Source organism: Kineococcus arenarius subsp. arenarius (assembly GCF_050871845.1).
Taxonomy (GTDB): Bacteria; Actinomycetota; Actinomycetes; order Actinomycetales; family Kineococcaceae; genus Kineococcus.
This window is the reverse complement of record NZ_JBJLSE010000117.1, coordinates 1-11,337: the sequence shown is the minus strand read 5'-3', so window position 1 is coordinate 11,337 and position 11,337 is coordinate 1. Positions and strand designations below refer to the sequence as shown.

Annotated in this window: 11 protein-coding genes; 4 read left to right on the top strand and 7 right to left on the bottom strand. The window is 75.2% G+C overall.

All coding sequences use genetic code 11. The features are described 5' to 3' along the window. Positions 1-184: 184 nt before the first annotated feature. Both ACRYM0_RS18735 and ACRYM0_RS18730 read left to right on the top strand, forming a co-directional pair. Entirely contained in the window at positions 185-1,618 is a 1,434-nt protein-coding gene (locus tag ACRYM0_RS18735; protein WP_432507360.1) for a multidrug effflux MFS transporter, read from the top strand. A gap of 102 nt (positions 1,619-1,720) precedes the next feature. After that, entirely contained in the window at positions 1,721-2,587 is an 867-nt protein-coding gene (locus tag ACRYM0_RS18730; protein ID WP_432507359.1) for an HAD family hydrolase, read from the top strand. Positions 2,588-2,677: 90 nt separating this feature from the next. On the opposite strand, the gene ACRYM0_RS18725 is transcribed toward ACRYM0_RS18730, so the two are convergent. From ACRYM0_RS18725 to ACRYM0_RS18695, 7 genes are all read right to left on the bottom strand, one after another. Beyond that, positions 2,678-4,432: an ATP-binding protein gene (locus tag ACRYM0_RS18725; RefSeq protein ID WP_432507358.1), complete on the bottom strand. Its 1,755-nt coding sequence runs from the start codon at positions 4,430-4,432 to the stop codon at positions 2,678-2,680. A 152-nt stretch (positions 4,433-4,584) separates the two neighbouring features. Next, positions 4,585-4,821 carry a hypothetical protein gene (locus tag ACRYM0_RS18720; RefSeq protein WP_432507357.1) on the bottom strand — a complete coding sequence of 79 codons (237 nt, stop codon included), beginning with the start codon at positions 4,819-4,821 and terminating at the stop codon, positions 4,585-4,587. A 20-nt stretch (positions 4,822-4,841) separates the two neighbouring features. Next, positions 4,842-5,816, bottom strand: coding sequence for a hypothetical protein (locus ACRYM0_RS18715; protein WP_432507356.1), 975 nt, complete (start codon positions 5,814-5,816; stop codon positions 4,842-4,844). 103 nt (positions 5,817-5,919) lie between these two features. After that, on the bottom strand, positions 5,920-6,258 hold the full coding sequence (locus ACRYM0_RS18710) for a hypothetical protein (protein WP_432507355.1): 339 nt from the start codon (positions 6,256-6,258) through the stop codon (positions 5,920-5,922). A gap of 82 nt (positions 6,259-6,340) precedes the next feature. After that, positions 6,341-6,949, bottom strand: coding sequence for a bacterial proteasome activator family protein (locus tag ACRYM0_RS18705; RefSeq protein ID WP_432507354.1), 609 nt, complete (start codon positions 6,947-6,949; stop codon positions 6,341-6,343). Between the two features lie 7 nt (positions 6,950-6,956). Next, entirely contained in the window at positions 6,957-7,820 is an 864-nt protein-coding gene (locus tag ACRYM0_RS18700) for a phosphatase PAP2 family protein (RefSeq protein WP_432507353.1), read from the bottom strand. A gap of 93 nt (positions 7,821-7,913) precedes the next feature. Beyond that, on the bottom strand, positions 7,914-8,846 hold the full coding sequence (locus ACRYM0_RS18695; protein WP_432507352.1) for an aldo/keto reductase: 933 nt from the start codon (positions 8,844-8,846) through the stop codon (positions 7,914-7,916). Between the two features lie 76 nt (positions 8,847-8,922). On the opposite strand from ACRYM0_RS18695, the gene ACRYM0_RS18690 reads away from it, so the two are divergent. Continuing rightward, positions 8,923-9,546, top strand: a complete 624-nt coding sequence (locus tag ACRYM0_RS18690; RefSeq protein ID WP_432507351.1) for a TetR/AcrR family transcriptional regulator — start codon at positions 8,923-8,925, stop codon at positions 9,544-9,546. A 50-nt stretch (positions 9,547-9,596) separates the two neighbouring features. Then, a complete protein-coding gene (locus ACRYM0_RS18685) occupies positions 9,597-11,270 on the top strand; it encodes an MDR family MFS transporter (protein WP_432507350.1) in 1,674 nt (557 codons plus the stop codon). The last annotated feature ends 67 nt before the right edge of the window (positions 11,271-11,337 follow it).

The window sequence follows — 11,337 nt, the reverse complement described above, 5'->3', positions numbered from 1 at the left end:
GTGATCAAGGAAGTTGCAACTTCCTTGATCACCGAAGGGGAGGGGTGTGACGTTTCAGGGGGGCGGTTCGGGGGCACCCCCCGTACGTCGGGGCAACGGCCGTGGCGCAGCTGCGCAGGCCGACGTGGAGCCGTCGCGGGCCCCGGCGCGTGACCGGCCCGCCCCCCTGCTCTGGAGACAGCCCGTGCCCGGCAGTTCGCCGTCCCCCGACCCCACCGCCGCGGACCGGGAGGTGAGGTCCTGCCCGCCCCCGCAGCGCGCCGGCGCGCCCGGCGCTCCCCGGCCGCGCGCCGACGAGGTGCCCGAGCGCGCCACCGCCGTCGCGGACGCCGCGGCCGCGGACGTCGCCCCCTCCACCGCCGGGCCGGCGGTCCCCGAACCGCTGGGCGACCAGCGCCCCGCACCGCCCCGCACGTTCGGCCTGGTGGTCCTGCTGGGCTCCATGGCGGCGCTGGGGGCGATCAACACCGACCTGTACCTGCCGTCCCTGCCGCAGGTGGCCGACGACCTGGGTGCCACCGCCTCGGCCACCCAGCTGACGATCACCGTCGTCCTCGTCGGGATGGCGCTGGGGCAGGTCGTCGTCGGCCCGCTCAGCGACCGCTACGGCCGCCGGCCGCCGGTGGTGGTCGGGTTCGCCCTCTTCGCGGTGGCGTCGCTGCTGTGCTCGGTGGCGCCCAGCCTGCCGGTGCTCGTGGGGCTGCGGTTCCTGCAGGGCCTGGGCGTGGCGGCGGGCGCGGTGACCGGCATGGCGGTGGTGCGCGACCTGTTCACCGGCTCCGTCGCCGCGCGGCTGATGTCGCGGCTGGTGCTGGTCATCGGGGTGGCGCCGCTGTTCGCGCCGACGGTCGGCGGGGCGCTGGCCGGCGTGGCGGGGTGGCGGGCGGTGTTCGTCGTGCTGGCGGTGGCGGGCGTGGTGCTGCTGCTGGCCGTGCGCCGGCGCCTGCCGGAGACGCGCCCGGACGTCGCCGACGCCGGCACCGGTCCGGGGGTGCGCGACACCCTCGGGCAGGCGCTGCGCACCTACGCCCGGCTGCTGCGCGACCGGCGGTTCGTCGGGTTCGCCCTGCTGCCGGGCCTGGCCATGTCGGTGATCGTCTGCTACGTCTCCGTCTCGCCGTTCGTGCTCCAGGAGGTCCACGGGCTCTCCACCGGGCAGTTCTCCCTGCTGTTCGCGGTCAACGGGGTCGCGCTCGTCGGGGGCACCCAGCTCAACGCCGCGCTGGTGGGGCGGTTTGCCCCGCTGACGCTGCTGCGCGTCGGCGTCCCGGCGACCGCGGTGCTCGCGCTCGTCCTGCTGGCGGTGGTCCTGACCGGGGCCGGCGGCCTGGCCGGCCTGCTGGTGGCCCTGTGGTTCCTGCTGGGCAGCGGCGGGCTGATCTCGCCGAACGCGGTCACCTGCGCGCTCGCCGAGCACGGCCGCACCGCCGGCTCGGCGGCCGCGCTGGTGACGGCCGCGCAGTTCGGCCTCGGCGGTGCGGTGGGCAGCGTGGCCGGGGCGCTGGGCGGGGACGAGCGCGCCATGGCGGTGGTCATGGTCGGTGCCGCGCTGGCGGCGTGCTGCTCGCTGCTGGTCGCCGTTCGCGCCCGGCCCGCTGCGGCCGCCCCCGCGAGCTGACCGGGGCGTCCCGTCGCGCGGACGACCCCGTGCTGCCGGCGCTGCGCTGCCCCGTCACCGTCCTGCCCGGCTGACCGGCGCCGCGACTGGCACGATGGACCGGTGAGCACCGAGGCGCCCGCCAGCACCGTCGACGACGCCGCGGAGGCGGAGTTCGCCGCCGCCTGGCGGCTGGTCGCCACCGACCTCGACGGCACGGTCGTGCCGCGCGAGCGGCCCCTCTCCCGCCGCACCCTGGACGCGTTCGCCGCCTGCGCGGCCGCCGGCATCCCCGTCGTGCCGGTGACGGGCCGCCCTCCGCGGTGGGTGACCCCGCTGGCGGCCGAGGCGGGCCTGCGCGGCCGGGTGGTGTGCGCGAACGGCGCGGTCGTGTTCGACCTGGACGCCGGCGAGGTGGTGCACCAGCACCCGATCGGCACCGACGTGGTGCGCGAGGTGACGCGCCGGCTGCGCGAGGTGCTGCCGGGCACGGGGTTCGCGCTGGAGGCCGTCAGCGGCTTCCAGCGCGAGGACTCCTACGCGACGCGCTTCGACACGGGCATGGAGCAGCGGGTGGGACCGCTGGAGGAGCTGCTGGCGGGCAGCCCGCCGGTGGTGAAGGTCCTGGCCAAGTGCCCGGGGGTCTCCAGCGACGACATGCTCGAGGCGGCGCGGGGAGCGGTGGGGGAGCTGGTTTCGGTGACGCACTCCAACGCCGTCGACTCCCTCGTCGAGGTGATGGCGCTGGGCGTCAGCAAGGCGAGCACCCTGGCGGAGGTGGCGCGCGAGCGCGGGGTCGGCCCGCGGGGCGTGGTGGCGTTCGGGGACATGCCCAACGACCTGGAGATGCTGCGCTGGGCCGGGCGCTCGTACGCGGTGGCCGACGGGCACCCGGACGCGCTGGCCGCGGCGGACGGCGTCGCGCCGGCGTGCGGGGACGACGGGGTGGCGCGGGTGCTGGAGCGGCTGCTCAGCCGCCGTGCGGGGTGATGCGGGCAAGACCGGCAGTCGCGGCCGGTGCCGGTGGTCCTGCTGGCGCTGCCCAGGACCACCGACTCCAACGGCGCGCTTACCGATCGGTCAGCTGTTGACCCACGTGTAGTAGAAACCCGGTCCTCGCCGAACGGGGCGGCTCGGGGCGAGGGATCCCTCGGCTTCGAGCGCTTTCAGCACTGCTCCCACGTTGGTCGGGGAGGCGCCCACGATGCTGCCGAGTTCGGTAGTGCTCACCCGGCCACGGTTCTTGGCCCAGTCGGCGGCGATCTGCGACCGGCTCGGGGCTCGCCGGCGTTGCCCCGTGTACGCATCAGCGGATGCGAGGGCCTCGAGTGCTTGAGGTGTCAAGTGCCACGCCGGCCGGGCGTCGGCGGGAGTGCCCACCACCACGTCGATCAACGGAGCACCGCCCGTCGTCGCGCTCTCCAGGGCTCCGATCGTGGATCGCGCCTCCAGGAGGCTCCGCTGAAGCACCGGAGCACTCACCTCCTCGTCGACCCACCAGCGCTCGACGAGGTGTCGCAGCACGAGCAGGGAGTTGAGGTTGTTCCTGTGGTGCGCGGGCTCGATGGTCGTGAGGAAGCGCATCCAACCTTCGTCCACGATGTCACCGACGAGAGCGGTACGGACACGGGGTCCGGCCACCTCTTCGATGACGGGTGGTGCGTGACCTACGCGGATCATCTCCCGCACCATGCGGTCCACGCCGATCCCTTCACGCTCCGCGACCCGCAAGGACGCGAACAACTCGCTCAGCGCCCTGTTCCGGGGCTGCGAGGGGTGCGTGATGATGTTGGCTGGAGTGACCCCGCCGATGAAGCCGCCAGGTGATGTCACCACCAACGTCGTCCCCTCGTGTTCGACCAGGGTGGGGTCTGTGCTGCTCCAGTCCCGGTGGACGCAGCCGTTGACGATGGTTTCACGCACCGCTCCGTCGGGGAGCTGCCGGACTTGCCCGGACACCAGGCCGACCGGCAGGTGGCGTACGGGGTTGACGGCTCGTATGGCCTGCTCGGTGTCGTACAGGTCTTCCACCAGCCCGCGTGCGGCCGTGCGGATCCTGTTGGTGCTGTCACCTCCGGCCGCTTCTCTCCTGATGTAGTCGATGGCGGGTACGGAACGGCCCACGAAGGCGATCGCTCCCGCGTTCGTGAGGTGCCCGTCACCGGTCAGCACGTTCAGCCGCGTGAGCAGGTCGCCGGCTGGAAGCTCTGCCAGTTCGAGGGCGTGGTCTTCACCGGATGCTCTGAGGTAGTCCCTCGCACGTTCGAGCGCGCTCGCGCGCACGTCGTGCAGGGTCAGGGTCGAAGCCTGTGCGGACCAGTCCCAGCCCAGACGCCAGAGTCGACGTTCGTGCCAGGTGCTCGCATCGACCTCGACGCAGGAGTCGTCCACTCGCCACCTCACCTTGCTGTCGACCCGGATGGGCTCGACCGCTTCGGGGCAGTGCAGCAGGAGCAGGCGAACGCCGCGGATGGAGTGCTCTCGGGCACTCACGGTCAACTGGCGCTGAGTCAAGTCGTAGATCCTGCGACGCAACCACTCGGCTTCGAGGTCGGTGCCGATCAGCGTCCCGTCGTCGGCCGCGCCGACGACGAGGTACCCACCACCGTCGGTGTTCGCCATGCAGGCGGCTTCCACGGCGAGGGCTTTGGCAGCCGTTTCGCCGCGGGGCTGAGAGGGGAGGACGGTGCCGTTGCGGCGACGCCCCGCTTCTTCCTTGAGGTCGACGTGCCGGGACTCCGTGGGAGCCTCGCCGGTGCCGACGGACCCTGCGGCGAGGGCCGCGAGCACTCGCTGCAGCTCGGCCTGCAAGGGGTCCGCGCCGAAAGTTGTCATGGTGTCCCCTTGTCACGCGCGATCATAATTTAGCACCTGCTAAATTATGTCTCAGTGCTCCGGGGAAGGGCAAGCACAAGTAGTCGCCGCGGCGGACGGCGTCGCGCCGGCGTGCGGGGACGACGGGGTGGCGCGGGTGCTGCAGCGGCTGCTCAGCCGCCGTGCGGGGTGACGACCCCGATGCCGCGCACGAGGACGGGCACGCCGTCCACCGTCTCGGGCAGCTCGGGGCGGTCCGCGTCGTCGGTGACGTTGACCTTCACCGCCCACGACTGCCGCCACTTGGTCAGGCCGATGCCGTTGACGCGCGAGTCACCGCCCACCATCTGACGGACGTGCGCCTTCGCGGCGCGCGCGGCACCGACCTCGCCCCGGGAAGAGGGGGCCACACCTGAGGTGTCACCTGGGCTCACACGACCAGTGTCGCACCGAGGGCGTCGAGCACAAGGCCGATCGGGTTGCAGAACGTCAGGCCGGTGCCGTCCTCGCCGCCGCGCTCGCTGCCGGCGAAGAGCAGCCCGACGGCCTGGCGGGTGTCGGGGCGGTACACCAGGGAGCCGGAGTCGCCGCCGGCGGAGAACGCGCCGCCGGTGCCGGTGACCTCCACCTGCCCGTCGAAGCTCACCACCCCGACGGGGTACTCCACGGCCACGTCGTCCAGCTCGATGGCGCTGACGCGCCCGCGGGTGCGCCCGGTGGTGCGCCCGGCCTTCTCGACCACCACCTCGTCGTCGGCGTCGGCCCAGCCGACCAGGCGCCCCACCGGGTAGGAGGGGTCGTGGCCCTCGGCGTCGTCCAGGAGCGTCAGCGCGGCGTCGACGGTGTTGCCGCCGCCGGCCTCCAGCGGCACCGCGCGCGCCAGGCGGCCGACGCGGTCGCGCTCGCGCCCGCCGTCGGCGGGACCGGGCTGCAGGACGGGGTCGTCCAGGGCGGCCTGGTCGGAGTCGGCGACGACGTGGTTGTTGGACAGGGCGTACAGGCCGTCGGAGCCGGTGACGGTGACGAAGGCGCCCAGGGTGCCGGCGGTGACGTCGCGGTGCGCGATGGACAGACCGGGGTGCAAGGGGCGCACCCGGCGCCGCAGCTGCTCGGGGGTCCAGGTGCGGCCCTCGACGGGGGTGGACAGGGCCCGCACGCGGCCGACGTCGCGCACGTCCAGCTCGGCGGCGGCGGCGGTGCCGGCGAGCGCGCGCGCCTGGTCGAGCAGGGCGTCGCCGCGCACGCCGGAGTGGCGCACGGCCACGCCGTAGCGGGGGCCGCCGGGGCCGTGGCCGAGCACGCTGATCCCGACGCTGGCGACGCCCTGCGGCGCGGCCAGCGAGGCCACCGCGACCGACCGGGCCCGCAGCCGGGCCTTGAGCTCACGCGCGTTGTCGATGTGCACCGCTGCATCCCCCAGGTGGAAGCCGTCCGTGGTCTGACGAGCACACTCTGACAGGGGACTCCGACAGGGGCCCGGGTGCGCGCCGCGCGCGGGGCGCGGCCGGTCAGCGCAGCCCGGCGAGCTCCTCGGCGCGCAGCACGGCCCGCTCCACCGCGTCCACCGAGCCGCCGCCGACGCGGACCATGGCGGCCGCCTCGGCGACCTGGGCGCAGGCGGTGGCGGTGCGGGTCAGGCGCCGGTGCACCTCGGGGTGCCGGCCCTCGGGCCCGGCGGGCACGGTGAACCCCTCGGACGGGGCCTCCGCCTGCGCGCGCAGGCACGCGGCGCGCACGGCGCGGGCCACGAGGTCCACCCGGGGCAGGTAGGCCTCCAGCGCGGTGCGCTCCGGACCGGGCGGGCAGCCGTCGACGACCTGCTCGACGCGGCGCACCGCCCGGTCCACGGAGTGCTCGGCGCGCGACCACACCCCCCGGCCCAGCGGGTCGGGGGTGCGGCGCCAGAACGCGAGCTTCAGGACGCCCGCCTCACAGGTACTGGCCGGTGCCGCCGGGCTGCACGCGCGGCACCCCGCCGCGCGCCTGCCCGGGCGCGGAGCCCGCCGGTCCCGCTGCGCCCGGCAGCGCCCGGCGCATCTCCTGCAGCTGCGCCTGGGCGGCCATCTGCTGGGCGACGAGCGCGGTCTGGATGCCGTGGAACAGGCCCTCGAGCCAGCCGACGAGCTGGGCCTGGGCGATGCGCAGCTCGCTCTCGGAGGGAGCGGCCCCCTCGGCGAAGGGCAGCGCGATGCGGCGCAGCTCCTCCACCAGGTCGGGGGCCAGCCCGTCCTCCAGCTCGGAGAGGGAGCGGGCGTGGATCTCGGCGAGGCGGTGCCGACCGGCCTCGTCCAGGGGCGCGGAGCGCACCTCCTCCAGCAGCTGCTTGACCATGCTGCCGATGCGCATGACCTTGGCGGGCTGGCTGACCAGGTCCGCCGGGCCGGGCTCACCCTCCTCGGGCGGTTCGGCGATGCCCATGCCCTGGGGGGTGACGACGACCACGCGCGGGTCGGCGCCGTCGGCGGGATCGCGCCGCACGTCCGGCGGCGTGGGGTCTTCCGGGGGCTGGTGGGAGGGCTGCTGGGACATGCCCCCCATCCTGCCGTCAGCCCCGCGCGCGCACCTCCCGCGGCAGGGCCGCGGCGGCGAGCAGGACGGTGGCGGCCACGGCCAGGCCGGGGGCCGCCACGGCCGCGCCCAGGCCGGCGCCGGGCCAGGCGTAGGCGGCGACCAGGGCCAGCGCGCAGGCGGCCGGCACGCCGGCGGCCAGGGCGGCGACGGCGCCGGGGCGCCCGCGCACCCACCGCCCGCGCCGGCCCCACGGCAGGGCCAGGGCGAGGGCGAGGACGGCGGTGCCGACGAGCGCGGAGGCCAGCGGGTCGCTGACGCGGTGCCAGCCGTCGGCGACGACCATGGCGCCCATCGCGCCGGAGGCCAGCGCGCCCAGCGGCGCCAGCAGCACCCGCCAGCGCGGCGGGGCGGCCACCAGCAGGCCCAGGCACACGCCGAGCACGCCGGCGGTGTGACCGCTGGGCAGGCTGTTGCCGCCGTTGGCGTAGGCCTCCAGCAGGTCCGGGCGGTCCAGCAGGACGAGCTTGAGCAGCTCCGTCAGGCCCAGGGTGCCGGCGGCGACGCCCAGCCCCAGGGCGGCGCGGCCCGGTGCCCGGCGGGCCAGCCCGGCGAGGGCGACGGCGGCGGCGCCGGCGAGCAGGTGGTGCGGCTCCAGGTGCCCGGCCAGGTCGAGCAGCCGCTCGGCCGGCGCGGGCAGCCCGGCGTCGGGGGAGCGCAGGGCCAGGCGGTGCACGGCGTCCTCGGCGGCCTGCCCGCGCGCGGTGCGCACGCACACGACGTACAGGGCGGCGAGGGCGGCGGCGTGCAGGGCGGCGGTCGCCGCGTAGCGGCCGAGGCCGCGGCGGCCGGGGCTGCGCAGGGTGGGCGCCGGGGCCGTGGGGGCGGTGCTGGACGTCACCTCCCCACTGTGCGGCACGCGTGCGCGGGCTGCGTCGCCGGAGCGTGCAGAGCCCGCGCACGTCGTGCGGGGGAGTGGGGGGAGTGCGCCGGGTCAGCGGGAGGCGCGCTCCAGCGCGGCGACCTCCTCGCCGCTCAGCTCCAGGTCGATCGAGGCCAGCAGCGGGGCGACCTGCTCGACGGTGCGGGCGCTGGCCAGGGGGGCCAGCACGGTGGGCTGGTGCCGCAGCCAGGCCAGCGCCACGGTGGCGACCTCGGTGCCGTGGGCGGCGGCGACCTCGTCGAGGGCGGTGAGGACCCGCTGCCCGCGGGGGGACTCCAGGTGGGCGGACGCCTTGGCGCTGCGGGCGCTGTCGGCGCTCTGCCCGGGGCGGTACTTGCCGGACAGGAACCCGGAGGCGAGGGAGAAGTACGGCACCATCGCCAGGCCGTTGGCGGCCACGACGTCGGCGGGGCCGGACTCGTAGTCCTCGCGGGCGACGAGGTTGTACTCGTTCTGCAGCGCGGTGTAGGCGGTGAAGCCCTCGCGGCGGGCGGTCTCCAGGGCCTGCTCCAGGCGGGGGCCGGTGAAGTTGGAGGCGCCGAGGGCGCGGACCTTGCCGGCGGCGACGAGCTCGTCGAAGGCGCCGAGGGTCTCCTCCATCGGCGTGCCCTCGTCGTCGGCGTGGGCCCAGTACAGGTCGATGCGGTCGGTGCCCAGGCGCTGCAGGGAGGCGTCGACGGCCTTGCGGATCGTGTCGGCGGCCAGGCCCTCCAGGCCGGGGGCCTTGCCGACCTTGGTGGCCAGCACGACCGCGTCGCGCTTGCCGGACTTCGCGAACCAGCGGCCCAGGATCGTCTCGGAGATGCCGGCGCCGCCCTCGCTCCAGGCGGAGTAGACGTCGGCGGTGTCGATGAAGTCGCCGCCGCCGTCGACGAAGGCGTCGAGCACGCGGTGCGACTCGGCCTCGTCGGAGGTCCAGCCGAAGGTGTTGCCGCCCAGGCACAGGGGGCGGACGTCGAGGTCGGAGGTTCCGATGCGGGTCATGGGGTCCACCCCAGCACCGTCGGGCGCGGTGCGCTCGCGGAGCACTCGTCCAGCGCACGATGTGCGCACTGTGCACTTGACGCTCACTTTGCACTGGGTGCAAATTAGAAGGGTGCCCACCGTCCCGCCCCTCGCACCGCTGCGCGAGCGCCGCCGCGCCGAGACCACGGCCGCCGTCGCCCGCGCCGCGCTCGACCTGGCCTGCGAGCGCCCCTGGGCCGAGGTGACCGTCGACGACGTCGCCGCCCGCTCGGGCATCTCCCGCCGCACGTTCTTCAACTACTTCCCGTCCAAGGACGAGGCGCTGCTGCACTTCGCGCCCGGCTGGGAACCGGACCTGCTGGCGGCGTTCCGCACCGGCTCCGGACCGGCCCTGGACGCCCTGGAGGAGGTGCTCGTCACCCAGACCGAGCGCTCCGTCGCCCACCGCGAGGACAGCCGCCGCCTGTTCGGCGTCGTGCACGACAACCCCGTCCTGCTGCCGGTCGTCCTGGGGCGCATCGCCGCCGCCGAGGAGGAGCTGGTCGAGGCCGTGCGCCGGCGCGAACCCGACGGCGACGACGTGCGCGCCCGCGTGCTGGCCGCCTGCGTCACGACCCTGTCGCGCCTGTCCGCGCAGTGCTGGATGGACGACCCGGCCGCCGACCCCGTCGCCACCGTGCGCGCCGCCTTCGCCGCCCTGCGCGGCATCACCCGCTGACGCGGGCCCCGACAACCCCCACCGCCCCGCACCGCACCCAGGAGACGCCCGTGACCGCCACCGCACCACCCGCTCGGCAGGGGGCCGACCGCGCCCCCCGCATCGGGTGGATCTTCGCCTCCCTCATGCTCGTCATGCTGCTGGCCTCCCTCGACCAGACGATCGTCGGCACCGCGCTGCCCACGATCGTCGGCGAGCTCGACGGCCTGGAGCACATGAGCTGGACGATCACCGCCTACACGCTCGCGCTGACCGTCGCCATGCCGGTCTACGGCAAGCTCGGCGACCTCGTCGGCCGCAAGAACCTGTTCCTGCTGGCCATCGCCCTGTTCCTGCTGGGTTCCGCGCTGTGCGGGTTCGCGCAGGGCATGGTCGAGTTCGTCCTGTTCCGCGGCCTGCAGGGCCTCGGCGGCGCCGGACTGATGATCATGTCGCAGACGATCATCGCGGACGTCGTGCCCGCCAAGGACCGCGCGAAGTTCATGGCCCCCATGGGCGCCGTCTTCGGCGTCTCCGCCGTCGCCGGCCCGCTGGTGGGCGGCTGGCTCACCGACTCCGTCGACTGGCGCTGGGTGTTCTGGATCAACCTGCCGCTGGGCGCCGTGGCGCTGGCCGTGTCCGCGCTGACGATCCACCTGCCGAAGCGCAGGAACACCGCCCGCATCGACTACGCCGGCATGGTCACCCTGGCCCTCGCGCTGACCGGCCTGGTGCTGGTCGCCAGCTGGGGCGGCACCGAGCACGCGTGGGGCTCGGCGACGATCCTGGGCCTGGGCGCCGCCACCGTCGTGCTGGCCGCGGCGTTCGTCCTGATCGAGCTGCGCGCCCCCGAGCCCGTCATCCCGATGCGCCTGTTCCGCAACCGCACGTTCGTCGTCACCACGCTGCTCGGCCTCGTCGTCGGCGCCGGGATGATGGGTGCGCTGGCCTACCTGCCCACCTACCTGCAGATGGCCTACGGCGTGGACGCCACCGAGTCCGGGCTGCTGCTGCTGCCCATGGTCGTGGCGCTGCTGGTCACCAGCATCGGCTCCGGCGCCGTGGTCTCCAGGACCGGCCGCTACAAGGCGCTGCCGATCGCCGGCACCCTCGTCGCCGGTGCGGGCATGTTCCTCATGTCCACCCTGGAGCTGTCCACCCCGCTGTGGCTGCTGTGCGCGTACGTCGCCGTCCTCGGCGCCGGCCTGGGCCTGTTCATGCAGATCATCGTGCTGGCCGTGCAGAACGCCGTGCACCCCCGCGAGATCGGCACCGCCACCTCGTCGAACAACCTGTTCCGCGAGCTGGGCGTCACCGTGGGCGTCGCCGTCCTCGGCACGGTCTTCACCAGCCGCCTCACCGAGCGCCTCGGCGACGCGATCCCCGCCGGGGCCGGCGCCGGCTCGCACGGCACCTCCTCGCTCACCCCGGAACTGGTGCGCTCGCTGCCGCCCGCCGTCGCCGACGGCGTGGTGGACGCCTACGCCACCTCGCTGACGCCGATCTTCCTGTGGCTGGTGCCGATGTTCCTGCTGGGCACGGTCATCGCGCTGTTCCTGCCGGAGGTCCCGCTGGCCTCCACCACCCCCGTCGCCGAGGGCGAGGCGGAACTCCTCGGCGAGCAGGCCGCCGCGCTCGCCGGCGCCCCGGCGGGCGCACCCACGAGCGCGCAGGTGCCCGTGCAGGGTCCGGCGCGGGGTTCCGCGCGCGCCGACGACGAGGTCGCCCCCGGCTCGCGCCCCTGACGGCGGGCGCCGCTCAGGCGCTGCGCAGCGGGCTGCGGCCGGTGACCTCCCCCGGGGGGAGGTCACC

Coding starts and splice junctions, on each gene's coding strand:
- ACRYM0_RS18725 (WP_432507358.1), bottom strand. CDS start 4,432: ATGACAACTTTCGGCGCGGACCCCTTGCAGGCCGAGCTGCAGCGAGTG.
- ACRYM0_RS18705 (WP_432507354.1), bottom strand. CDS start 6,949: ATGGGGGGCATGTCCCAGCAGCCCTCCCACCAGCCCCCGGAAGACCCC.
- ACRYM0_RS18695 (WP_432507352.1), bottom strand. CDS start 8,846: ATGACCCGCATCGGAACCTCCGACCTCGACGTCCGCCCCCTGTGCCTG.